A 25,533-nucleotide genomic window follows, 5' to 3' on the forward strand; every position below is an offset into this window, starting at 1 on the left:
TAGAGCAAGCAGGAGAGCATGGTAATGAAACAGCGAATGGTAATGATAGCGGCGTTGAGCGCAGGCCTGCTGCTGGCAGCCTGCGCCTCGTCTCCAGAGCAGACTACTGAGGATATTCTGAGTAAACGCGGCTACGCGGTGGCCGAGCGAGTTGAGCGTATCAAGAACTACCGCATCAATGGCTGGAATTATGTAGACGATCGACACGTGATTTTTGGCGCGGGACCTCGCGACAATTATCTGGTGACGTTGACTATGGACTGCACGGATCTTCGTGGCGCCGAACACATTGGGTTTACCACAACGACCGATGATGTCACGCCCTTTGATCAGCTCGTGGTTAAAACCTCCATCGGACCGAGGAAATGCCCGATTGAAAGTCTGCACCAACTTGAGCGTGTAAAAGCTGAAAGCTGTAGCGCGACTACCCGTTGTTAGATATTGCCAAGTAGGCGTGTAAAGTAGTTATGGTGAGCGGAATGCATTAGGAGAAAAAATTAAGCAATTCTTGCAGCAGCTTTTTTTCATGGATGGGCTTGCTTAGATAACTGTTCATTCCTGCGGCTCTACATTTTTCCTCAGTGCTATCTACTACGTCAGCGGTCAGAGCCACAATGGGAATGTCTCGGTAGTGTTCTCCTGCATACCCTGTACGAATTGCTTCGCTGGCTTCGTAGCCGTCCATTTCTGGCATTTGGCAGTCCATTAATAGCAGATCGAATGCGTCGTTGGGCTCACTGGTTATTAACAACTCGAGAGCAATACGGCCATTGTCAGCAGTGGCGACATCATAGCCTGCGTCGCGGAGAAGCGTTCCGGTCACCTCGCGATTGATGAAATTGTCTTCGATGACCATAATCCGCTTGCCGATAGCAGACTGCATCGGCGTTGGTACAGCGGCGGAGGCAGGGCGACTAGTTGCATCGGCCATCGTCCCCTCTGACACCATTAGGCGGTGTCGACTGATGACAGCCTCCAGTGCTTCTACAGTGGTTGGCAGGGGAAGCTTTTCGTCGAACAGTGCGTCGAGAGAACCACTCTGCTCAGTTACTTCTGTGTGTGGCGAAAACAGTACGAGCTGGCAATTTGAGTATTTCAGCTGCCTGAGCTTGGACTGCGTCCGCGCTGATTCATTGTTGACTATGCGTTGATCGACAAAAAAAATGTCTGGGCGGTATCCCTGCTCGAGCCCATCGCTTGCATCGTCAAGGCTAGTGAAACGTCGTAATGCATATAAAGGTTTCTCAAGTAAACCTTCGAGAGCTTTCTCGAATGCTGAGTCAATTTCAATAATTGCGATTGCCACCGCATGTTGGGGCGAGGTACTTTTTTGAGTGCTAACGTCTTTAGGCAGCTCTAATGGTAGTTGGAACACAAACTCGCTACCGACTCCTTCTTCACTCGTCACGTTTATCTCTCCGCCCATGGCATTGCACAGGCGTTTAACAATCGACAAGCCCAGGCCAGTGCCGCCATACTGCCGCGTTGTTGAACTGTCGGCTTGCGTGAATGGCTGAAAGAGCTTTGCGCTGGTTTGTGGTGATAGGCCAATGCCCGTGTCCCGAATGTTGCAACGGAACATTATGCTGCCCGCGTCGCTTTGTTGCGTCTCTGCCACAATGCGAACGCTGCCTTTTTGAGTGAACTTTACGGCGTTGTTAATGAGGTTGTTTAGTACTTGCTGAATCCGCAAAGGGTCGCCGATCAGCTTGTCATGTGCGATTGACGCGGTATCCAAACATAGCTCTAACCCTTTCTCCTGCGCAGCTAGGGCTTGCGTAGTGGCGAGGTCACTGAGTAGGCGCCGGAGGTCGAACTCAATGGACTCGATCCCCAAGTGGCCGGCTTCAATTTTTGAGAAATCCAAAATGTCATTAATAATGCCCAGTAGCGATGTGGCGCTGTCTTCTGCAAGGCGAAGATGACGCTGTTGCTCAGGTTCGTGGGATGATTTGGCGGCTAGGTATATCATGCCTAAGATGCCATTTATCGGAGTGCGGATTTCGTGGCTCATATTGGCAAGAAAATCGCTCTTCATCCGTGCGGCTTCCTCGGCGGCCACCCGTGCGTCTTTCTGATGCTGCTCCGCCGCTTTTTGTTCAGTAATATCCCAGTTCGTGCCGATCATTCGCAGTGCTTTGCCCACGTCGTCGCGTTCTACGTAGGCGGAGGTTTGAATATGTACAATGCTGTTGTCGGGACGAATAATGCGAAAGCTGGTATCAAATCCCGTAGTGCCTTTGATCGCCAACTTAATCAATGACTCCGTGGGGGCGACATCGTCAGGGTGAATGAGTGAGCGCCAGGATTCATAATCGGTCGTGAAGTTACTGGGGCTTACCCCGTAGAGACGGTACATTTGAGAATCCCAGTCAAAGAGATGATTCTCGATATCCCACGACCAGATTCCAATTTTCGCGGCGCGAGTTGCCAAACTTAAGCGGTCACTCAATGCCTGCTTCTGCTTTTCTTCCTCGATGCGTTTGCTAATGTCTATCGCTACGCCAAGTAGGTAGGGTTCGCCGTTTGCTTTCTCAAAGCGGATTTTTTTTGTCAGTAGTGTTCTGCGAATCCCATCAGGGAAGCTCAAGGTTTCTTCAACCTCAGAATATCCAGTGGCAAGGGCTTTTCGGTCTTCAGCCAGGAATTCCGCTGCCTCCTGTTCGTCGAATTCCTCGACAGTTGTTGTGCCTATAATAGAATTTCGATGTTCTTCGGGATAGATATTCAAAAACTGTTCATTGGCAGCAACAATGCGCAACTCCCGGTCTTTGACGAAAATATAGGCAGGGAAATTTTCAAAAATCAAGGCCTGAAATGCCGCGTACTCTTCTATAGATTGCTCGGCCAGTTTTTTTTCGGTGATATCTGCGTGAGTGCCCGACATGGTTAACGGCTGGCCGTCTTCCGTCCACGAAACCACTTTCCCTCGATCATGGACCCACACCCAGTGGCCATCTTTATGGCGCATTCGCGCTTCAATATCGTAGTACTCGGCTTCCTTGTTAAAACAGGCTTGCAAATATCTCTCAGAGGCTTTCAAATCATCGGGATGAGCAAGGTCAAGCCACGTTTGAATGCTAATGGGGTGCAGCTCGTCCAGCGTGTAGCCAACGATCTCGGCCCAACGTTCATTGAATGCTGTTTCGCCGGTTTGCACATTCCACTCCCAAGTGCCGATGCGAGTCCCCTCAATAATGTCACTAAGGCGCTGTTGCTCACGATACAGCGCCGATTCGCTATCGCGTTGAGCTGTCTGATCAAATAGGTAGCTTCGAATGCCGTGAGGCTTTCCGTTTCGGTCTCTCAGAACACGGGAAAAATCATAAAGCCAGCGATAGCAACCGCTTGCTAAACGCACTCGATAGCTTAGGGCAAAGCTATTAATGCCGTTTTCAATATGATGATTACTTTCGGACATCATGCGTGGCAAATCATCGGGGTGAATAATTGCGTTGAAACTGAATTTTTTGCCACAGAGTTGATCGGTGGTGTAACCGAGAATCTCATGGGCGTTGCTAGAAGCGTAGTGAACCGACCGCGAGGCGTCGGGAGATCGGAGTAAGGAGAATACCGGGCCGCTGGAAAAAATCTCGCGTTCTTCTCTTAACAAGCGCTCGGATTGGCTACTGACCTCGTTGCTGACGCAGGAGGCTAAGTCGACCAAAAGGGCTTTCTCTTTTTCGCTGAGTCGGCGGGGATGGTCATCAATAAGGCAGAGCGTGCCGATGCGATATTCTGCATTGGCATAGATGGGGGCGCCTGCATAAAAACGGATGTTCGGGGCATTCGTAACCAGCGGATTGTCGTGGAAGCGTTCATCTTCCAATGCATTTTCAATTTCCAACACCGTATCGCTTAGTATAGCGTGGCCGCAAAAACTGATAGCGCGCTCAGTTTCTTTGGCATCAAGTCCTTGATTTGATTTGAACCATTGGCGGTCGCAATCAATCAGGGAGATGAGTACGTAGGGGACATCGAAAATGGTTTTCGCCATACGCGTCAATCTGTCGAAACGCTCTTCTGGCTCTGAGTCCAGCAATTGCGTTTCGAGAAGTGCCAGCAGCCGCTGATCTTCATCGTAGGGAAGCTTGGCAGGTATCATTGAGAGTGATTCATGTTTGTTGATCTGAGCGCGTATTGTTTAGCTCTATAGCTCCTTATCGAATAAGCCATTGGGGCCTGCTCCATAATTGGTACACAAAAATCCGCTGTTTAAGTGTGACGGCAGTAACTGCCTATCGTGCATTCGGAAAAGCCCCTATGTCACTGAATTGCTGGACTAGCACAGCCATTGCTGAGTCCGCAGTAACGGGGTAGATGGCGCCTTCTCGGGTCTAACAATGACACGCGCCTTCAGCAGAGCGGAAAGGACGGTCGAGTGGAAAAATCACTTTTACAGAGTGACGTGGAGTATGAAGTGCAGGCGTGCGCTGCGGCGATAGTCAGTGCCAGCCGGTTTTACGGGCCAAAATTGGCGGGCTTTGCGCGCAATTTTGGTCAATGCGCCTGTACGGTTGGGCACGTTATTCATATCCGATTTAGCGTCAGTACAAGCTCAACAAGGTGGAGAAAACGGAGGAATAACTCCGCGTAACGCAGTAGCAAAAAAGGCGGCCAGAGGCCGCCTTTTTCTTTTGGTTATAACGAACTCAGTAACCGCTGCAACTGCCGCTGCTGTGATCGCAACCGTCGCGGCCGATATACGACTGAGTGGAGTACTCACTGGCAGGCAGTTTACCGAGGGCGGCGCCATCGTCACTCAGCCGTTCCATAAAGCTGACGAAGCCCTGCGCGTATTCAGTGAACGTATCGACAAAGTTTCCCGCATCATAGATCGGGCCAAAGGCGTCGTAACCGTCCTGTCCTGAGGCGATAAAGTCGTTGGTAACCACGGTGTAAGTCGCCGCCAGATCCAGCGTACTCCAACTGCCAGCAACACGGGGGTTCACTTCGATGTTGCTGATACGACTGCCTTTTGCCGCCGAGGCATCAACGGCGTAGCGAAGACCGGAGGCGTAGGGGTAAGACCCGGTAGAGCCGCCGTTGTCGAGTGCGTTGGACAGCGCATCTTCCAATACATCGACAATCTGTTGGCCACTCATCTCCAGCGTGACCAGCGTGTTCGAGAAGGGGAGCAGCGTATAGGCATCGGCGATGGTGAAGTCGCCTGCCGCCACATCAACGCGAACGCCGCCACCGTTTTGAATGCCAATGTCAGCGGTGGGTGTGACGGTCATAAATGCCTTGGCGACGATATTGGAAATATCGGAACCCATGGCCGATGTCGCAGAAACGTCGCAAAGGCTGGAGCGGCCTTGGCCGGGGAAACGCTCCAGACACAGGTCATCGCTGACACTGCCAATCACGGTTTGCTTCAGCACTTCCGTTTCCGCGGCAAAGTCATCAACCAACGCCTGAGTGGTGGCGTCAGGTAAGGTCATCACCAGTTCCGGGTAGGCGGTTAGTGCTTGAGTAAGAAGATAGTTGTCGCCGCTGTCGAGCGGGCGGGTTTCGCTATCGCTGTAGCTGTACGCAAACTGATTACTGATGGGCATATACGGCTGACCGGCACAGCTGGTGACCACGCCGTCTTCGTCGAAGCTTACGTCCAGCTTGCCCATCAGATGAGCGTATTCCCAAGCCTGCACCACACACACCGGGTCGCCATCTTTATTGCTGACCTGTGTTGGGTAGTCGCCAACCGGGTTAAAGCCCAGTGCGTCGAAGCCGTCCCCGCCGAGCAGTGAATGCGAGTCGCCGCCGACAATCACATCGACGCCGCTTAACTGCGCTGCCAGGGCCAAGTCGCTTTGATACTGGTAGTGGGTCAGCAGAATAATCTTGTTTACGCCCATTGCCGTCAGCTCGTCGATGTACTGCTGCGCGGTGGTGGCTTCGTCGAGGAACTCGGTGCCGTCATCGGGCTGGGAAGAGTTTTTGGTTTTGCCGGCGATGTCGATGCCGATAATGCCGATGGTCTCGCCTTCGCGTTTCACCAGCGTGTACGGCTGGATATAGCCACTGTTGATGGCAGACGTCGGTGCCGGGCTGACGTTGGCGGCCAGCGCCGGTGTCTGACAGGCAGTGGAATTCAGTACATCGAGAAAATACGCCAGACCACTGTCGCCGTCGTCAAACTCGTGGTTGCCCAGTGCAAAGGCGTCGAAGCAGATCTGGTTCATTACGGCGGCGTCAGCCACGCCTTTGAACAGGGTGTAGAACAGCGTGCCCGTTACCGCATCGCCGGCGTGGAGTTTGATCACATTGCTGCTTTGATTCGACAGGGTATTGAAGAGCGAGACCAGCATCGGGAAACCGCCATAGTTAACCGAAATCTCTGCCGGGGTTTCTCCTGCGTCATTTTGTGCCGACAGCCCCAGCGACGAGACATCAAAGTCGAAACTGTCGGACTCGATATGGGAGTGGTGGTCGTTCATGTGCAGAATGGTCAGATCAATGGCGCGACCGCCAAGCTCACCGGCCGGGCCTTGTTCACCCTGGGGCCCGGCTGGGCCGCGTTCGCCATCGTCGCCGTCGAGAGAACAGCCGCTGATAAGAGCGGTACCAAGTAGAGTGGCAAATGCCAGCTTTTTCAGGCGCATGATCAAACTCCTAACGCAGTGTGAGATTCAAAACCTGCAGCGTAAGAAGTTTGTGGGAAATCCCGGTGACAGCCCGGTTACGGTTTTGTGGCGGACGCCGTGGCGGTCTGCAACAGCGCCATCAATGAGCGCACGTGGTGGTCAATGTATTCGTCACTCTCGGGGCTGACCCCCAATACGCGCTCGGTAATGGGCGCGACATTCACGAGGTAGATCAACGCGCCGGACAGAATGTGGAGAAGATCAATCACATTGCCTTTGGGGAGCAGGCCCTGTTGTTGCCCAAGCTCAATGATCGCCGTGCCACGCTGAAAGTCGCTTCTGAAAAAATGCGCCACCATCCAGTCGAGCCGGGGGCCGGGGGTGGAGGCTTCCTGAAACATCAGCTTGACCCATTGCGGGTGGTCAAAGGTGAAGCGCAGTACACGTCGGCAAAGCTGCCAGATGAGTTCGTCGGGCTCGACGCTGCTGTCGTTTTCATCCAGATAGCGGGGCAGGGCGTCGTCGCGCTCTTGCCAGATGTAGCGAATGCTCTCCTGCCAGAGCGACTTCTTGTTTTCAAAGTGATATTGAACCAGCGATTTTTGTACCTTGGCAGCCTCGGCAACAGCGCCAATCGAGGTGCCATCGTAACCCTGTTGAGCAAACAGCTCGGCGGCAGCGGCCAGGATTTGGCGGCGCTTTGATGCCCGGCTGTCGTCGGTCGTACTGGGTATGGCTGCGTCTGAGTGGCTCATCGATGAAATGCTCGGGGCCCTGTGTCGGATTGTCGTTGAAGTATACCGCGATCATCGCTCGTGGCGGCGCCGGTTGACTTTATACTCTGGCTATACGATCGTATAGTTTTTCCGTTCAGCAGGAAACTGTGGCGTATGACAACAATAAAAACGTCTGCCAGTGTGCGTTGGATCGAAGACATAGAGCCTGCCCGTGATCCGGTCGGCGGTAAGGCTGAGGGACTGTCCAGGCTGATTACCTGGGGACTGTCGGTGCCTCGCGCCTTTGTCATTATCAATGCACAGGAAGGTGGCTACGAAGAATCCGCCATCGCGCGATATCGCGAGCTGGGAGCGGCTAAGGTTGCAGTTCGCTCCTCGGCGTTGGGCGAGGACGGCAGCGAAAGCTCCTTCGCCGGGCTCTACGAAACCGTGCTGAATGTGCAGGGTGAAGATGCGCTCAAGGACGCAATCGAGCGCTGTGTCGCCTCGTTGCACAGTGCTCGGGCGCAGGCCTATCAGCAGCAGAAAGCCCTGCCGGAAACCCAGATGTGCGTGGTGGTACAGCAGATGGTGGAGGCCCGCTCGGCGGGTGTGTTGTTCAGCGCAGACCCAGTCTCCGGTCGACACGACCGACTGGTTATCGACGCGGTCGAGGGATTGGGCGAGGCGTTGGTGAGCGGGGATCAAACGCCCGATCACTATGAGTACGACCTCGAAGATACGCTTTGCTTTGAGGACTTGGTGGGCGAGGCGCCAATACTTTCGCCGCCGCAGCGTCAGCAATTGGTCGAACAGGCGCGCGCGGCGGTTGCTGCCGCCGGTCAGCCTCTCGATATGGAGTGGGCGTTCGACGATGAGGGGCAACTCAAGTGGCTGCAGGCTCGCCCCATCACGACGCTGGGCTCTGACCTTAACGAGTTGAATACGCCACTGGCTGATGAGGATGTGGTGACCCGATGCAATATCGGCGAGATGATGCCGGGGGCCAGTTGCCCGCTGACATTCTCCACTACCGGTCGCAGCATCGAAAAAGGCATGCAGCATATGCATGTCAGCTATGCCGGTCGTCCCGCAATTACCGACGAGTGGACGCAGGTCGCAATGTGCAGTGGCAAAATGTTTTTGAACCTCAGTGGCTCGGCAGCCACGGTTTCCACCGTGCTGGGGACCGATGTGAAATCCATGGGGCTGAGTATTTGCGGTCGCATTGTTGAAGAGCTTAAAGAGCCGCCGAAACGCAATGGTCTGATTCGGCTTGGTGGCATGTTCCGCCTGCTGCGTTATTTACGGCGTGCCGATGCCGTCATTGACGCCTTCAAGCAACGCGCGGCGGGCTTCAGTCTTCCCGTTCGTGGCAGCAGTATTGAGCTGGCGGAGGCCCTCGATCAGGCGCAGGCATTTTACGTTGAGGCGATGGCGGTACATCTGCAATCCTCTGCCACGTCGGGCTTCGCCAGCAATATCTTGCAGGCCATCATCTCCGGCGGTCAGGAGAGCAGTCCGGAAGAAGAGGCTGAAGGCGCGCGGCTGATGGCCGGGGCCAAAGGTGTGGAGTCGGCCGTACTGGTCGATCAGCTCGATGCTCTGGTCGATGAGATTGCGGCTCATCCCGATGCCCTGACGAAGTTTGTCGACTGTCGTTGCGAAGACGCCTTGCTCTGGCTTCAGGACGAGGCGCCGGATGCCATTACCGCAGCGTATCGCGCCTTTCTTGAGCGCCACGGTCATCGCGCCTACCGGGAGTTGTGCATGCGCGAGCGGTGCTGGGCGGATGATCCCGAAACCTTGATCGCCACCATGCAGGCGTCGGTCAATGCGCGTCTTCAGGGGCGCGAGGCAGCGCCCCGTCCGGACGCGGTCAACCTCCACGAGCTCAGTCGGGCGCTGCGCTGGATTGTGCCCAAGGCGCACAATGCTGTTCGTCGACGCGAGGCCACAAAATCTCTGCTGGTGGATATTGCCAATCGCTTCAAACGCAGCTATCGCGCACTGGGGGAACAGTTGGTCGCGGAAGGGCGGCTCGATGACGCGGATCTGGTGTTCTTTTTTCTGCACGAAGAGCTGGTGGATTTTGTGCGCAGCGATGCGTCGGCGCCGAGTCAGGCGGCTTGGTGCGAGCGAGCGAAGCAGCGGCGGCTGGCGCTGTCATTTCAGGACCGACTGGAGTTTGATGAGATCTGCGTGGGCACTCCGCAGCCGATTGATCTTCGCGGCCAGTTGGCCAATAGCGAGGGCGAGCTTGTGGGGAGGCCGGTATCCCGAGGGGTGGTGGAAGGTCGGGCCCGGGTCGCCTTCAGCGTATCGGAAGCTGCGGCGCTCCAGCCCGGTGAAATCCTGGTCGCGCCAATCACTGATGTGGGTTGGACCCCGTATTTCAGCCTGATCTCCGGCCTCATTACCGACGTCGGAAGTGCGGTATCCCATGGTGCAGTGATTGCGCGGGAATACGGTCTGCCCGCCATCGTTAATACTCGCTTGGGGACGAAACACATTCGCACAGGCGACCGTGTGCGGCTCGATGCGGAAACTGGTGTCGTCACGGTGCTGAGCTGATACCCCGTCATACACGAAGAGAACTTGCTATGAAAATCGATGGTCCATTTTATGCGACGCTGGGCGGTGCCGCCGCCGAAGCCAAACGGCTGGCCGCTATCGGCTACGATGGGGTCTACACCCTTGAGGGGAGCTGGGACCCGTTTCTGCCCCTGGCGTTGGCCAGCGAGCATGCACCCTCGCTGGATATTGCCACCGGTATCGCCGTCGCCTTTCCCAGAAACCCTTCTCACATCGCCTATCAGGCCTGGGACCTGCAGACCTTCTCGAAGGGCAAGTTTATGCTGGGTATCGGTTCGCAGATCAAAGCCCATATCGAGAAGCGCTTTGGGCTGGAATTTGATCCACCCGCGTCGCGGATGCGCGAGTACATTCAGGCCGTCAAAGCCTTTTTTGACTGCTGGCAGAACGGCAGCAAACTCGACTTTCAGGGTAAGTTTTACCGCCATACACTGATGACCCCGATGTTTAACCCCGGTCCCAACCCCTACGGGCCGCCGCCCATTATGCTCGGCGCACTGGGGCCGAAAATGACCGAAGTGGCGGGCGAGGTCGCCGACGGTCTGATCGTACACCCGTTCAATAGCCTGCCGTTCCTGGAAGAGCGCGCATTGCCTGCCGTGCGCCGTGGCCTCGACAAAGCGGGGCGATCCATCGATGACTTCCTTCTGCAGGTCAATGCCATTGTCATCACTGGTGAAAGTGAAGAGGAATACCGTGCCGCTGAAAACAGCGTAAAAGGATTGCTGGGCTTTTACGCCTCCACCCCGGCCTATCGACCGCCGATGGAAGCGGTGGGGCTGGGCGAGCTGCAACCCAAACTCAATGCGCTTTCCAAAGAGGGAAAATGGGACCAGCTCGGCGACTACATTGACGATGAGTTTCTCGACGCCTTCTGTGTGCGGGGAGAGCCCGGTGACATCGCCGCAAAACTCAAGGCGCGCTATGGCGAGTATGCGGACCGACTGGCAATCTACGCGCCCTATGCGGCGAGTGATGCCATGTGGACGGGGATCGTCGCGTCATTGAAGTCCTAATTCACTGAGTCATGGCCTCCGCTGGTGCGTGGCGGCCATGTCACATCAAGTTTAAAATTGACACACCATGTCAATACGCGGCGATGCTGCGCTGAAAGAATAGCCTCACTATGCGTCCGTTCGCGTTTGAGGAATCTCCATGAGTACACACACGGTATTGATCATCGGCAGTGGCTTTGGTGGCCAGTGTGCTGCCATGAAGCTCAAGACACTGGGCATCGACGACTACCTTATTCTGGAACGTCGCGACTTCATGGGCGGCACCTGGTGCCAGAATACCTACCCCGGTGCTGCGGTCGATGTGCAATCGCCGCTGTACTCGATTGAGGCCGAGCCCTATCAGTGGTCGCAGATGTTTGCCGAACAGGCCGAGCTGCAGACCTACACCAACCACGTTATCGACAAGAACGGTCTGCGTGAGAAAACCCGCACTGCGACCAATGTTGAACGGGTGCACTGGGACGAGAGTCGGCAGCAGTGGGTCGTATCGACCAATAATGGTGAGTTTCGCGCGCAGTTTCTGATCAATGCCTCAGGCCCCCTGAGTACACCGTTTACCCCGGATTTTAGCGGGCGCGAGCGCTTTCAGGGCGCGGCCTTTCACACCAATAACTGGGACTGGGACTACGATTACAAAGGCAAGCGTGTGGCGATTATCGGCAGTGGCGCCAGTGCGGCACAGGTGATCCCGGCGATGGCGAATGATGTGGCAGAAATGCATGTGTTCCAGCGAACCCCGCACTGGGTTCTGCCCAGGCCGGACCGTCGCTTTTCTCGCTTCCAGCGCTATCTGTTGGGCGTTAAGCCGATGTACAAACTGCTGCGCAGCTTGATCTATTGGTCGCTGGAGTACCGTGTTATCGGCTTCAAATACTCCAAAACCATGTTGAAGCTCGTTGCCCAACGCAAGGCCGAGAACTTCATCAAAAAGACGATTGGCGATCCGGCACTGCAAAAAGCGCTGACGCCGGATTACACCATCGGCTGCAAGCGAATTATTTTGTCGAGCACACTCTACCCGGCACTGGACCAGCCGCATGTCAGCGTGCATACCAAGGACGACGGTATTGCCGAAATCAACGAGACGGGGATTCGCACAACGCAGGGGAAGCAGCTGGATGTGGACCTGATTGTCTACGCCACAGGCTACTGCGCCACCGACGGCGTAATCTCCTATCCAGTAGAGGGGCGCGATGGCCGTTCTTTGGCCGATCAGTGGGAGGCGTATCCGCGTGCATATTTGGGCACCAGCCTGCCGGGCTTCCCCAACCTTTTTATTATGACCGGACCCAATACGGGTATTGGTCATACCTCGGCGATTTTTATCATCGAGGCACAGCTGAACTATGTCGCGAAAGCCATCAAGCAGGTACTGAAGGGCGGGCACCAGACGGTTGAGGTGACCGAGGAAGCCGAAGTGGAGTACACGGAGATGATTCACCGCGAGATGGAGAAAACGGTGTGGAAGTCCGGTGGCTGCAATAGCTGGTATCAAAGCAAGAGTGGGCACGTGATCGCAATGTTCCCCGGCTTTTCCTTTACGTACCGGCGCATGGCGAACGCGTTCAAGCGTCGGCATCACCGTTTTTCAGACGCGCCCGCGCCCAAGGCAGCTCTGGTAACGCCTGCAGCGGGAGGCGCGGAATCATGAAAACATTCAAGAACAAAGTTGTGGTGATCACTGGCGCAGGGTCGGGGATGGGGCGAGCGTATGCCATGGCCTTTGCCCGACTGGGTGCGAAGTTGGCGCTTAACGATTATGACCGCGAAGCACTTGGGCAGAGCGTTGCCTTGCTGCCCGAGCCTGCAAGATCAGATTGCTTTCACCAGGCATTTGATGTTGCCGACGAGACCGCGTTTGCCGCGTTCGCGGCGGCGGTTAAACAGTCCTTGGGAAATGCCCATGTGATCATTAATAACGCCGGTATTGAGGGCGCCGTCAAACCTATCTGGGCGATAAGCAAGAGCGAAATCGAACGTGTAATGGCGGTGAACTTTTACGGTGTAGTCAATGGAACGCGCCTGTTTCTGCCGCAGCTTTTTGCCAATGGCGAGGGTGCGGTGATCAATGTATCGAGTGTTTTCGGCCTGATTGGTACACCAAGCAATAGTGATTACTGCGCCAGCAAGTTTGCGGTGCGCGGCTACACCGAGGCGCTGATGGTGGAACTGCAGGATAGCCCCGTCGATGCCTATCTGGTGCACCCAGGGGGCATCGCCACCAATATTGTCAAAAAACGCGAGGGGCAGGCATTCAATCGGAAGTTCCTCACGACAGCACCAGAGGACATTGTCGAGGTGGTGATTCGTGCGGTCCTGGGCAAACGTCCGCGCATTGTGTTCGGGAATCAAGCCTTCAGTATTCGCCTTGCCAGTGGCCTGTTGCCGCTCAAGTTAAGGAATTGGATACTGTGGCGAAAAATGCGCGATGTACTCGATGGCGCTCATTACCCCTCGTAAAATAATGACAATACGGAGTCATTCGATGAAAAAAACTCTCTGGCTGCTGGTCGCGGTGTTGGCTGCGGGCCTTATTGCCGCCGCCGTAAGTTATCCCAAGGTGGGCGGGCTTGTGTTTGCTGCGGGCATCTCACTTGAGAACAAGCTTTACGGCCTGGAAGCGCATCAACAGGATATCGGCGAACTGTCCATTCCCTATTATCGTGGCGGAACGGAAGGTGGTCAGGCCATTGTGATGGTGCATGGTTATACCGCGGATAAAACCGTCTGGCCGCGGTTCGCCCGGTTCTTCGTCGACAGTTACGATGTCATCATTCCCGATCTCGCCGGTCACGGCGACGCCGCTTTCGACCCAACTTGGGACTACAGTCAGCAGGCTCAGGCGGAACGCATCGTGGCACTGATGGATAAGCTGGATATTGAGCGTATCCACATTATCGGGAATTCCATGGGAGGCTACATCGCCGCCTACTTTGCTCTGGCGTTCCCGGAGCGCACGTTGTCGGCGACGATGGTTGATCCTGCGGGCGTCATCTCTCCGGAGCGCAGCGATATGGAGCGCCTGTTGGAGCAGGGCAAAAACCCCTTCGAGATTGCGTCTGCGGAGGACTTTGCGCACTTCTACCCGATGACCATGGCCAAGCCGCCATATTTGCCCAAGATGGTATTGGATGCCACTGCGCAGACGTATATGGATCGCCGCGAGCGTTATGCACAGATTTTTAAAGACATTCATGGTGAGCCGCGTCTCACTGCGCGCTTGTCTGAGATGCAGGTGCCGAGCCTGTTGATTTGGGGCGAGCAGGATCGCCTGATTGATGTCAGCGCGGTCAGTGTGTGGCGCGAGCAGGTGCCGAATTTGTATGTTCGCTTGATGCCGGAGATTGGCCATATGCCGATGGTCGAGGCACCTGAAGAAACGGCGGCAATCTACCAGACCTTTCTCGATACCTTGCCTGAATAGGCCTAGCTGTTCCGTCGATAGGCGCCGGGTGACTCACCAAACCAGCGTTTGAACGCCCGGTTAAAACTGCTTTGCTCGGCAAAACCAAGCATCATGGCAATTTCCAGCAGGCTTAGTTCCGCATTGCTGATATACCGCCGGGCGAGGTCCTGGCGGGTGTCGTCCAGCAGCTGGGTGAAGCGGGTGTCGTGCTGGTCTAGCTGCCGTTGCAGCGTGCGCACCGACACCTGCATGGCGTCGGCAATACTCTCCAGCGAGGCGGTGCCATAGGCCAGCCGCTCGGCGATCAGCTCCCGAATTCGGGCTAGCATGGGGTCGCTGCTGGCCTGTTCTCCGCGCAGTTGCAGCAGACGCTGATGGGCCTGTGTTTCCAGTAGCTGCTTAATATGTGGGTCGGCGCCAAGCAGCTCCGCGTCATAAACCGACTTTGCCAGAAAAATCCGAATACGGTCGTGGCCGTAACTCACCGGTGCGTCCAACAGCGATTCAATGGCACTGCCTGCCGGTGGTCGCTCGAAGGGCAGTTCGATGCGTTGAAATGCGCTGTCGCCGCCAATCAACTGAGACTGAAGTCGATAGAGTCCCGCCAGGCTGTATTCATATTCCTGTCGGCCCAGCGGCGGGTGACCCGTGGCAACGGCGGCGTCCACGCAGAAGGCATCGTCGATCAGATAATAGTTGAACACGAAACCATCGCCGATCAGGCTCTGGTAGCGCGCATGCAGCTCGAAAATTTCCCGCGCATACTGACAGCTCATCGCCAGCAGCCCGACAATACCAATATGCTGGACCTGCATCGTCAGGCCGGCATGCAGGCCAATATTCGGATCGCCGCACTCTTGCTCGGCCATTTGGAACAGCGGGTGTAACAGACTGTTGTCGATGCGGACGTCGGGGTTGGACAAATCCGCTTCGCTCAGCCCCAGCAATTTCAGGTAGGGCGCTCGCGGCTGCCCGGCGGCGCGTAAATAGTCAAAGATCGGCCTGAAATAGCCGATTGAAGTCCAGTGCTTTGCGAGCTTTTGGGGCATGACCGGCCGTCTGTGGAGTTCGAGGAGAGATCGCCCGGCTAATACTAGTGAATTCTCAACGCTGAATACAGCGGCGGCCGTACTCAGCGACTGCGGCTGCGCGAGGTAGGATACAGCCAGCGTGAAAACCAGCGTGTCATTCTTGGCATCAGTACATAGCTCATCAGTAGCATCACCGAGGCCGTCACTAGCAATGTTCGTATTGCCAGTGGCATTGCCGCCAGCCAGTCGCCGAATAAAAAGAAGATGATGGTTACGGCGGGGTAGAGCGCTAGCCAGCTAACGAGCGTCATTTTGTAGCGCGGCGGTGGTTGTACAGGGTTATGGCCGGGCAGGGTAAACCAGCTCACGATCCCAGAGACGGTTTCCCGCTCGCTGGGTGTAATGAGCAGCTGTTCTATTTGTTGCAGCACTTCCAGGCGTTCGGGTGATTGCTCCCAGTCGGAGAGGGCGGCCTGGCCGGCGAATTTGAAGACGATGCGGTACTCCGGGTCGTCGGCAGAGGCAGGTCGAAACATGGTTGCGCCGAGGTAGCCGGGAAAGTGACTGGCGCGCGTGGTCATCTCTGCGCTCAGGGCTTCGAATTCCGTTTCTTTACCGCTTTTTACCTGGCGCGAAATCACCACTGTAAGGGGATAATCGGGGGAAGCCTGTCCCTGTGTCGCCATGACGCTTACCTCTGTCAGAAAACAAAAAGGGGGCTACGGGGAGTAGCCCCAAAGAGCGAGAGCACTGCTACTCTCTGCGGGGTCGGTCACTGGGGTGAACCGACAATCATCCCGCTTCAGCCACTGAGCAACGTCCCGGAAGGCAGTGGCTGGTTTCCACTTAGCTGCCCGTTGCGCGCAGGTGCTGAACGCTGAACATACTGGCGGGAGACAGCTCAGGGTCGACCTGACCTTTGAACTGCCCAGTGGTGCAATGACTGGCTTGGACATCAATCATGCTGAAGCTGTCGTCAATAGACACACCGCTGCCCTTGTTTTGGGGCAGGTGGTGATCAGGGTGAGCCTGACCGATGGTGAAGGTCTTCCACAGGCTGCCCTTGCGGTCGTAGGACACGGTTCGCGGAATAGTAAATGTCTGGGCATCCATGAAGTGCACGCGCTTGGACAACGGGTGGCCTTCATCGACCGGTGTGGCTTCTACTTCATAAACTTTACGAAGTTGCCAGGTAATGTCCGGGAAGCAGCCGCCCTTGCCGCTGAAGGCGACAACCTGATAGCCGTCTTCGTCCTGATGGGTTTTGCTGTCGAGTTGCAGCGCGTTGTGGTTGTAGAAGGGCATCAGCATGTAGCGGGTGCCTTTGTACTGCCAGTTCATGTCTGAGATACGGCCGTTATAGCCCTCGAAATCCTCAATCATCAAATCGGAACCGAGGAAGGCGTCTGTCACCTGACCGGTCGCCAGACGGCGAACTCGACGCTGGAAGCCCAGGTATAGCCAGGAGTTATCCCGCTTGAGGTCATCGGCTGCGCGGTGGATCAGCAACTGGGTGTTGCGCACGTCGTAGGGGTCAAGCACCTGCACGTAGATGGCCCGGAACAGGTCGGACGGGTTGGGTGTAATCTCTGGTGTCGGTTCCTGGTTGACGCGGCCCTTAAAGTTGAGGAAGTGGAAGTTGAACTTGATGGTGCGTTCAACCGCCGCGGTATTCATGTCGCGGTACTTCCAATAGAACGGATAAATGGCGGCGCTGTCTCCCCAGTTGTAGCCATATTTGTAGTTCCAGGCCAGTTTTTCGCCCGCGCGCGGGTCGTCGGCGCTGGGTTCCTGCGGGAAGGGACGACCCGCATGCCAGCCACTGATTTCACCGACTTTTTCACCCAACGAGACCTTGCCCAGCGAGTTGCGGGTAGCGTCGATATAGCTGCTGTGCAAATCGAACGAGGTAGTGTCTCCAACGGTAATGGTGGTCCAGCCCTCTTCAATAAAGCGCAGGAAAGCCGGGTCGATAATGTCCTTGAACTGGGCGACATTCTCTTTATTGATAACCATGCCAGACGTTAGGCCGGGGTAACTCGGTAGTTTTGCCTGGTAGGGGTGAAAGGAATTATCGATGACGGCGTCATCGGCCAGTGCTTGTCCAGTCAGCAGACAGGCGGCGCAGCTGGCGAGCAGAGTGCGTTTGAGGCGTTGGTAGCTAAACATGATGTGTCCTCTCTCGTTATTAGAAGCTGTAGCGAAGGGTCAGTTGGAATTCGTCTTCTTCCTGTGCCATGCCAATCGGGCCTGCGCGGAAGCGACCGAGGGGCTCATAGCCGCCCAAGCCTGCGGTTTCGCCCGCGGGCTGACCGGGATAGGCTTCGGTGAATGGTGCCCAAGGATTACAGGTGCGGCAGTCGTCAAATTTCTGCGCGCCTGCGCCGATTTTCACGTTGAAGCCTGCGGTGATACGGACCTGATCGTTGACCAGCCACTCGATGCTGGGGGCGATGGTTGAAGAGCCTGCTCGGAAGTCGTGGGCGGCGATAATCTGTGGGCTGAGCCGATCGTTCATCCACCAGCCCTTGATCAGCAGGGTGGCTGTCCAGTTGGCTTCCCAGTCTGGGATTCCCGCTTCGCCGTATAGGCGGTGCTCACTTTCATGGTCGAGAATGTGCTGGCCGAAAATTTGCCCTGAGAACAGGAAGGCGCGGCGAGCGTTCAGGAAGGGAATAAAAATGTTCTTATCGGCGCCCAATACATAGCGCAGAACATCGGACTCTGAATACAGCTCGCTGCGCAGGGTGTTGGCAAACTCCTCGCCGCTGGTGTGCGCGACTTCCGCGCGAATAACCGTATCGACACCCTGCAGATAATAATCCAGCGAGCCGCCAAGCAGCGTCACACGGGGGAAGTAGATATCAAAGGCGATTAGCGACGGCCACACGTCGGTCTGTCCGGTGAAGCCGTTCTCAGCAGGAATGCCGCCGCGCAACGAAGGCAGTTGCGAGCGGAAATTCAATGCATTTAGCGAGAAGCCGAGATCGCCGTAGACCCCCTCAAACTTCAGGCCGACCTGGGTATTGGACAGGCTCCAGCTCGGCATATGGGCCTTGCGAATACCGATCTGACCAGGGCCGAAATCGGTGGCGAGTCCGCCGCTGGGGTTGGCCCCGGCAAAGTTGGCCACAGTGCCGCCGTTTTCCCACAAGTTATTCATACCGCGGAAGAAACAGCCCGCGTCGAGGATGACGTTGGGTTGGCCGCATTGACCGATGTCGTGGGGACGGAACTGGTCGAAGTTCCACACCAGTTGGATGTTCAGATCGTCAAAGGCCAGACCGTCGAAGACCTCAGTGGGCCCCATGCGGTAATCGGTTTTCAGTATCCACATGGGAATGCGGATATCTTCCAGTTCGTCGTAAATATTATTGCGCGAGTAGTCCACCGGGTTGATTACATCCAGCACTCGGAACAGATCGGTGCGGCCCCAGATCACCTGTTGTTTACCCAGCCGGGTACTGAGGATGTCACCGTTGCTGAAATTCAGGTCGAAATCGACATACAGTTCGCGGATAAAGTCGAAGCGGTCGTTGAATTCCTGATAGCGCAGTTCGTCCCGGTCCTTATCCAGGTAGTCGTCGATACAGCCGCGGCTATCGACATCGCAGGGGCGTACCGGCACACCGAAGGCCACGCCGTGGTTCTGGCCGTGCAGGTTCTCACCCAGCACCATCATGCCGTCGTTTGGGTTGCGGTTGTTGTTGAATTCCAGCGTTGCACCGGGCGGCAGTGGTGTGTTGGAGGTGGACAGACCATCGCCGTGATCGACATAGCCCTGTGCGGCATCTTGGAGCCGAATCGGACCGCCCGCGTTCTTGCCGTATTCGTCGTCGTTAAGGTCGTACACGCCGTCGTAGCTACCACGGAAAGTGGCATTAACGCTGACATTACTGAAGCTGCCCACGTCGCCAAACAGCTTCTCGGCTTCGAGCTGTACGGTGTTGCGAAACTTCGACAGCCCGATGCCATCACGCACAAAGGTGGCGTTTTCATAGAAGCCAGCAACGCGCGTGCTGTCATCAGCCAGCGCGGCTCCCCCTGTCATCGACATGCCGGCGACGCCGCTGAATGCAGCACACCAGAATCGCAGGCCTTTTATTGTTTTTTTCATAGCAGATCCTCGTTTTGGAAAAATAGGTGCCAGGTGCTTCGCATCCGGCGCCACTCAGGTTTGAGAAACGCCCAGGGCGTTTTCTACGGTATTGCCAGAACTAGACGGTGAGCCGGCGTGGAGCACGCCGTCGTCATCGGCGTACACAGCGGTGATGAAGCGAGGTTGGAAGCGCAGCACCCAGGAGGGCACTAGCAGCATGGCGGTAATGCCGTTGATTACGATCATCACGCAGAGCAGCAGGGCCGAGTCGGACTGGAAGCGCAGGTCAGAGAAAATGACCCACATTACGATGCCCGCCATCAGCGTCAGCGCAGTAAAGCTGATCGCCATGCCGGTGGTGGAGATGGCCTGCTGTACCGAGTGGGCTAGGTCGCGGCACTTCGCCATTTCCTCGCGGATTCTGTCCATCATGTAGATCGAGTAATCGATGCCCACGCCGATCCCCACCGCGATAACCGGCACCGTATTGATGTCGATATTCAGTCCTGACAGACCCATGTAGGCGTAGGTGAGGGTGGTGGCAAACAGCATCGCCAGCAGCATCATCAGCCCGGCGTGCCAGGAGGTATAGAACAGGGTGACAAAGGCGAAAATCAGCAGGAATACCAGCGGCAGCACGATCAGATTGGTCTGGTAGGCAGACTCGTTCATGGCCGCTGCCACGCCCAGGGTGCCGCCCGCCAGTTTGATGGTCAGGCCCTCCACCTCATCGCCGTGCTCATCTATCCACTGCTTGGCCATGTGAATGGCGCGGCGAATGGTCTCGCCTTGGCGATCCTTGTAGTAGAACACCAGATTCGCCACCTGATCGTCGGTGTTATTAAACTCATCCAGAGCGCCGGGAATGGGACTGGAGGCCATGTAGGTGAACATCAGGCCGCCCACATAGCGCTCGTCGTGGGGAATCTGATACCAGCGCGGGTCGTTGTTGTGCATCAGGCGGTTCACCTGCTGGATCAAATCCGGCAACCCCTTGGCGCCGCCCACGCCGGGATCGGTGAGCATGTGGGCCTGAAAGGCCGCCAGGGCTTTCAACACCTCGGGGCGTTTCAAGCCGCCTTTTTCGTCGGTTTCCGCCACCACGTACAGCTCTTCCGAACCAGGGAAGCGCTCGTTCACCACGCGGGAGGAAATGTTGTAATCGTGGTCGGGATACAGAATTGGCGAGCCGGGTTCGGAGTCGCCGATCTGCACATTGGAGGCGGCGGCCATGCCCAATACCACGGCGGCGGCGGCAATCAATAGCAAGGTGCGGGCGCTGCCGGGGCGGCTGACAATGCGCGAGCTACTGGCGCCAATATGGCGGAGAATGGTTTCCTTCAGGCGTGGTTCGCGCGGGGTGGGCAGAATCGACAGCAGCAGCGGTACGCCGATCAGCACGCTGAACACCACGGTGATCGCCCACATAGAGGCGTAGATGCCGAGGTGGGTGTTGAGAGGAATAGAGCCAACCGCAATCAGCAGAAGGCCGATGGCGTCAGACACCACACCCAGCGAGCCTGGGCGGAACAGACTGTCAAAGGTGGCCTTGGCCGCGGCGGGACCGTTGCCCGAACTCGCCGCCTCGGCATAGTAGCGTTCGACCAGTTGAACGCCATGGCTCATGGCCCGCGCCGCAATCAGAAAGGGAATAACCAGCCCCAGCGGGTCGAGGTTGTAGCCCAGCAGGCTGATAATCCCCAGCCCCCACACAGTGGAAATCAGTACGCCGCCCAGTGGGATCAGTACGCCGTAGGCCTTGCGGAAGTGGAAGATCAGCAGCGCCAGCATGGTCAGTACCGTGAAGGCGAAAATTTGCAGAATCTGATCCATATAGGTGTAGGCCCAGCCCACCAGCACTGGCTGGCCGGTGGCGTACAGGGTAATGCCGTCGGCTGTCACCTCGTCGCGCAGGTCGCGCAGTTGGATAAAGGTCTTTTCGTAGTCGAGCTGGCCTTCAATCAGCTGGGCCTTGACCAGTGCCATCTTTAAGTCGGGAGCCACCAAAGGGCCAAATACACGCGGATTGGCGCTCACATCGGCCTTCATGCCCGCCAGTGCCTCGGCGTCGTAAGGGCCTTTGGTGGCGTCGAAGTAGGGCTGTGAGTTGATGCTGCCGACTTCCGTCAGCCAGATTTTGCGCGAGTTGCGATGCGTGACGCTGGACACCAGATTGTGGTTGACGCCGGGCAGGTTATCGACGGCCTGGGTAACGCGGTCGATCAGCGCCAGCCGTTCGTTGGTAAAGATGTCGCCCTCGTCGAACTCAATGCCCACCACCAATACGTTGGCGCCGCCAAAGTCGTCCTTGATGCTGTTGTGCAGATGAATATACGGGTGCTGCTGGGGAAGCAGGTCGGCGAAATCGGTGTAGATTTTCAGCCCCGGAATGCGCAGGGCGAAAAATAACGTGAGCAGGGCAATCAGCGTCAGCACCTTGCGGGGGTTGTTGAAAATCCACAGTTCCAGAAGGTGCAGGGCGTGCGTAAAACGGTGCAGTCCAGCCATGATAGTGTTCCTTGATTACTTATTATTGGTATCGGGAGTTGCGCTGTCGTTCAGGGCGATGCGCAACAGCAAGCCACGCCCGCCAGCGGCAATCAGCGTGTCGCCCTGAGTGGTCGCTGCACGCAGATAAAGCGGAATGCTGGGAGTGTTCAGGGAAGACCAGCGGGTATTGCTCAGTGCCAGCACGGTGGCGTTGTCGCCCAGTGCCAGCAGGCCGCGGGGGCTGTAGATAAAATTGAAAATGGGGGCCTGGGTGTCGGTGTGCTGTCGCTGCCAGGACTCGCCGCCATCGGCAGTGTGGTAAATGAACCCGTTCAGCCCGCCGACCCAGCCTTCGCTGGCAGAGGTGAAGTGGCTGGCGTGGGGATAGAACTCATCGGGAAGATAGCCCGACACCGCCCAGTTCTCTCCGCCATTGCGGCTGGTGATCACCATGCCGTACTCGGCGGTAGCTACCGCGTTCTGCGCGTCGAGAAACTGCAGGTTGGTGATAATGGCGTCTTCATCCAGACTCGATTCCTGCCAGGACGCTCCCTGGTCGCCGGAGTGCTGGAGCGTGCTGAAACTGCCCGCCACCCACCAGCCGTTGTCGGCGCAGGCAACCGTCATCATCTGCTCGCCGCTGGGCAATTCATGGGACTGCCAGGTCTGGCCGTCGCCGTGCCACAGGTGGTTGTCAAAGCTCAGTGCAATGAAGCTGTTGTCGGGGCAACTGGCGAGGTCGATAAAGCTCTCGCTGGTGTTCAGTGCCTGCCGCTGCCAGCTGTTGCCGCTGTCGCGGCTGGCGAGCAGCGTGCCATTGTTGCCCGCCAGCAGGGTCAGCTCGCCGTTGTCGGCCATTGCCTGATAGAAGTCAGTGCGTTGCAGAGGTTGGCTGGCCTGCTCATGAACCGCCTCCAGCTCCAGAGGGGCTTCGCAGCCAGTGATCAGCAGGCCTGTCAGTGCCAGCAGTGATGATACGGAATACCGCGGGCGCAGGGCCTGCGTAAAAAAGTGCGTCATGAATGTGTACCGTCATTGTTATTTGAAAGTCTCGGCAGGGCGGTTTGAGCAATGCCTATGCCATAACGGTTTTATTTTTTTAACGCACTGAAATATAAGGAGAATATTGGATGCAAGCCGAGCGTTGCGCGCGGTTGTAAGCGGGAGGGTTTTGGCAATTTTTAATGATATGGTGAAGTTTCCGCAGGGCAGTTGTCGAAATGCTCAACTGTCCTGCCGGAGAGAGGGAGTCAGGCCTCCAGGCCGAGTTTTTTCAGGCGATAGGCGAGGGCCGGGCGGGTCAGCCCCAGTAGCCGGGCGGCCCCGGATACATTGTTGTTAGCCTGCTGCATGGCCTTTTGAATCAGCGTGGCTTCCACGTCGTCGAGGCTGATCTGGCTGTCGAGAATATCGGTAGACCAGTGCCCGGTGCTGCCGTCGGCGGCAGAGGAAATATTGCCGCCGTCGTCCAGCCGCTGGGCGGGGCCGTCCAGGCTCTCGGCGGGCGGTGCCGCGAACAGATAATCCTGACTGATGGTGTCGTTGTTGTCGGTGAGAATCACGCCGCGCTCAATCACGTTTTCCAGCTCGCGGATATTGCCGGGCCAGGGGTAGCGCATACATAAATCCAGCGCCTTGTCCGACAGGCCCATCGTGCGCTTGTCATACTCGGAGTGAAACTTGTTGAGGAAATGCTCAACCAGCAGTGGCAGGTCTTCCAGTCGTTCGCGAAGCGGTGGAATTTTCACCGGGAACACATTCAGTCGGTAAAATAGGTCGGCTCGAAAGCGCCCCTCGTTCACGGCTTCTTCCAGCGATTCATTGGTTGCGGCAATGATGCGCACATCAATTTTGCGGGTCTGGGAATCACCGACGCGCTCCAGCTCACCTTCCTGTAATACACGCAGCAGCGTTGCCTGGGCTCGGGCAGTTAACTCCACCACCTCGTCGAGAAAAATCGTGCCGCCGTTAGCGCGTTCAAAGCGTCCGGCGCGTGACTGGTTGGCGCCCGTGTAAGCACCTTTTTCCACGCCGAACAGCTCCGCTTCGATGAGGTCGGGTGGAATGGCGGCGCAGTTTACGGCAATAAAGGGCTTTTCTGCGCGTTCGCTGCGCAAGTGAACACTTCGCGCAATCACTTCTTTACCGACCCCGGTTTCACCCAGCAGTAACACCGATACCCGGCCCTGAGCGGCCTTGTCGATCATCTTGCAGACTTTGTTGTAAGACGGACTTTGGCCGATGCCATAGTACTGGCCTTCCTGCTTTTCAAGGCTACTTCGCAGGGAATTGACTTGCGCCTGAAGGTTGTAGAGCTCTTCGACGATGGGGTCGGCTTTGAAGTAGCGGGAAAAATCCTCGGCGTCGTCCCATTGCTCGGCGGGTTTACCGACAATCACGCAGCGCTCATCGCCGCAGCCGCGACAACTGACCTCCCGAAAAATCACCTCGCGGCCCATGAACGACGAGGTATAAGCGCAGGCATAACCGAGCAGTGCCCAGCAGGCGGGCTCGCTCATCTTCCCCAGTTCGGTCTGGCAGATTTCTACCTCGAAAGAATCAATCCACTCGACTTCGCCATAGAAATTGCCGTTTTCCTGGTCGATTTCAATTTCCAACGGTACGGCTTTAACCATGCCTTTCAGGCTGTGCAGCTGTGGGCCGGCCAAGAAAATATCCAGTTCGCTGCAGTGGGGGCGAAGCTTGCGGGCCAGCTCGGAATCTCTCAGTCCGGATTGATAACCGAGCCGGAGGAAAAAGCCTTTTGCACGCTCGATTCCCATGGTGTTTACCAGTTCTCGGCGAAAGGCGGCGAGTGCACTGAGGTCCATCAGCAGCATGCGTTGCTCACTTAACCATATTTTGCCTTCCGCGCTTTGGAAACGAATCTGTTCCGTGAGATCTCGGAAATCTTCAATACGAAGCTGAGGTTTGTAACTAATGGCCATGCCGTAAACCCCGTTATTTTAATTTTATGGGGAGCTGTCAGTAATGATTTTTAGCGACAGCACGCTTGCGCGCCATCTAACACTGATTGCGATGAAAAATTCAACCATATGATGAAATTTTATTCCCTCGGGCAGTGGTCAATGGAAGTGAGCAAATGCTCATTCGCCCCAAAAAAATTAATCATTTGATAAAAAATCGGCGATTAGAGCTGAACTATTTATCGGCCTGAATTTTTCCTTATTTCAAATAAATTAATAAAAAACAATGCGTTATTGAGATTTGTTGCGCATGTTTTGCTTGTGGCACAGCCGTTGCTCTAAGACCGTCAGCCGCCAATAAATAAAACGAGGCAGACAATGAATTCAGGCAATCAACCCACGTTCGATCAGCTCACACGATATATCCGATTGCGCAGTGATCCCGGCGAAAAATTCATTGAATTTGATTTCGCGATTGGCCACCCCGAGTTGTTTGTCGAGTTGGTATTGCCCAAAGACGCCTTCGAGGATTTCTGCCGGTGTAACAACGTCGTGCACATGGATTCCGACACCATCCGCCAGATTGATGAAGACATGATCAAGTGGCGCTTCGGTGAAAAAGCAAGCGTTATTAAGCCTCAACAAACCAAGCCCTAAGCAGGCTGA

At 56.2% G+C, this 25,533-nt stretch carries 17 protein-coding genes; 7 read left to right on the plus strand and 10 right to left on the minus strand.

What is annotated here, in order from left to right; all coding sequences use genetic code 11:
• Positions 1-24 precede the first annotated feature (24 nt).
• The gene (locus AC5DB9_RS01645; RefSeq protein WP_272994516.1) at positions 25-438 is read left to right on the plus strand and encodes a DUF6491 family protein; all 414 of its coding nucleotides are present in this window, start codon (positions 25-27) and stop codon (positions 436-438) included.
• Between the two features lie 46 nt (positions 439-484).
• Here the strand turns inward: AC5DB9_RS01645 and AC5DB9_RS01650 are convergent, their stop codons facing one another.
• From AC5DB9_RS01650 to AC5DB9_RS01660, 3 genes are all read right to left on the minus strand, one after another.
• Positions 485-4,105, minus strand: a complete 3,621-nt coding sequence (locus tag AC5DB9_RS01650; protein ID WP_272994518.1) for a PAS domain-containing protein — start codon at positions 4,103-4,105, stop codon at positions 485-487.
• A 547-nt stretch (positions 4,106-4,652) separates the two neighbouring features.
• Positions 4,653-6,605 carry an NAD nucleotidase gene (gene nadN / locus AC5DB9_RS01655; RefSeq protein WP_272994520.1) on the minus strand — a complete coding sequence of 651 codons (1,953 nt, stop codon included), beginning with the start codon at positions 6,603-6,605 and terminating at the stop codon, positions 4,653-4,655.
• 77 nt (positions 6,606-6,682) lie between these two features.
• Complete coding sequence (locus tag AC5DB9_RS01660) at positions 6,683-7,342, minus strand: TetR/AcrR family transcriptional regulator (protein WP_022959268.1); 660 nt, start codon at positions 7,340-7,342, stop codon at positions 6,683-6,685.
• A gap of 135 nt (positions 7,343-7,477) precedes the next feature.
• Between AC5DB9_RS01660 and AC5DB9_RS01665 the strand changes: the two genes are divergently transcribed.
• The 5 genes from AC5DB9_RS01665 to AC5DB9_RS01685 all read left to right on the plus strand — a co-directional run bounded on the left by AC5DB9_RS01665 (position 7,478) and on the right by AC5DB9_RS01685 (position 14,338).
• Positions 7,478-9,877, plus strand: coding sequence for a PEP/pyruvate-binding domain-containing protein (locus AC5DB9_RS01665; RefSeq protein ID WP_272994521.1), 2,400 nt, complete (start codon positions 7,478-7,480; stop codon positions 9,875-9,877).
• 29 nt (positions 9,878-9,906) lie between these two features.
• Positions 9,907-10,914 carry a TIGR03617 family F420-dependent LLM class oxidoreductase gene (locus tag AC5DB9_RS01670; protein WP_272994522.1) on the plus strand — a complete coding sequence of 336 codons (1,008 nt, stop codon included), beginning with the start codon at positions 9,907-9,909 and terminating at the stop codon, positions 10,912-10,914.
• A gap of 139 nt (positions 10,915-11,053) precedes the next feature.
• The gene (locus AC5DB9_RS01675; protein WP_272994523.1) at positions 11,054-12,565 is read left to right on the plus strand and encodes a flavin-containing monooxygenase; all 1,512 of its coding nucleotides are present in this window, start codon (positions 11,054-11,056) and stop codon (positions 12,563-12,565) included.
• Positions 12,562-13,374 carry an SDR family NAD(P)-dependent oxidoreductase gene (locus tag AC5DB9_RS01680; protein WP_272994525.1) on the plus strand — a complete coding sequence of 271 codons (813 nt, stop codon included), beginning with the start codon at positions 12,562-12,564 and terminating at the stop codon, positions 13,372-13,374. Before AC5DB9_RS01675 ends, AC5DB9_RS01680 begins: the two co-directional genes overlap by 4 nt.
• Before the next feature lie 25 nt (positions 13,375-13,399).
• Positions 13,400-14,338 carry an alpha/beta fold hydrolase gene (locus AC5DB9_RS01685; RefSeq protein ID WP_272994526.1) on the plus strand — a complete coding sequence of 313 codons (939 nt, stop codon included), beginning with the start codon at positions 13,400-13,402 and terminating at the stop codon, positions 14,336-14,338.
• 2 nt (positions 14,339-14,340) lie between these two features.
• Here the strand turns inward: AC5DB9_RS01685 and AC5DB9_RS01690 are convergent, their stop codons facing one another.
• The 7 genes from AC5DB9_RS01690 to AC5DB9_RS01720 form a co-directional block, all read right to left on the minus strand.
• Positions 14,341-15,369 (minus strand): helix-turn-helix domain-containing protein, encoded by a 1,029-nt coding sequence (locus tag AC5DB9_RS01690; protein WP_272994527.1) that lies wholly within the window; start codon positions 15,367-15,369, stop codon positions 14,341-14,343.
• 83 nt (positions 15,370-15,452) lie between these two features.
• On the minus strand, positions 15,453-16,037 hold the full coding sequence (locus tag AC5DB9_RS01695; RefSeq protein WP_273009006.1) for an antibiotic biosynthesis monooxygenase: 585 nt from the start codon (positions 16,035-16,037) through the stop codon (positions 15,453-15,455).
• 160 nt (positions 16,038-16,197) lie between these two features.
• A complete protein-coding gene (locus AC5DB9_RS01700) occupies positions 16,198-17,520 on the minus strand; it encodes a DUF1329 domain-containing protein (protein ID WP_273009005.1) in 1,323 nt (440 codons plus the stop codon).
• Between the two features lie 19 nt (positions 17,521-17,539).
• Complete coding sequence (locus tag AC5DB9_RS01705; protein WP_272991087.1) at positions 17,540-19,468, minus strand: DUF1302 family protein; 1,929 nt, start codon at positions 19,466-19,468, stop codon at positions 17,540-17,542.
• Positions 19,469-19,522: 54 nt separating this feature from the next.
• Complete coding sequence (locus AC5DB9_RS01710; RefSeq protein ID WP_272991089.1) at positions 19,523-21,958, minus strand: efflux RND transporter permease subunit; 2,436 nt, start codon at positions 21,956-21,958, stop codon at positions 19,523-19,525.
• 15 nt (positions 21,959-21,973) lie between these two features.
• A complete protein-coding gene (locus AC5DB9_RS01715) occupies positions 21,974-22,960 on the minus strand; it encodes a WD40/YVTN/BNR-like repeat-containing protein (protein ID WP_272991091.1) in 987 nt (328 codons plus the stop codon).
• Between the two features lie 230 nt (positions 22,961-23,190).
• Positions 23,191-24,888 carry a sigma-54-dependent Fis family transcriptional regulator gene (locus AC5DB9_RS01720; protein WP_272991093.1) on the minus strand — a complete coding sequence of 566 codons (1,698 nt, stop codon included), beginning with the start codon at positions 24,886-24,888 and terminating at the stop codon, positions 23,191-23,193.
• 357 nt (positions 24,889-25,245) lie between these two features.
• Between AC5DB9_RS01720 and AC5DB9_RS01725 the strand changes: the two genes are divergently transcribed.
• Positions 25,246-25,524: a phenol hydroxylase subunit gene (locus tag AC5DB9_RS01725; protein WP_272991095.1), complete on the plus strand. Its 279-nt coding sequence runs from the start codon at positions 25,246-25,248 to the stop codon at positions 25,522-25,524.
• Positions 25,525-25,533 lie beyond the last annotated feature (9 nt).

Source organism: Spongiibacter sp. (assembly GCF_984394615.1).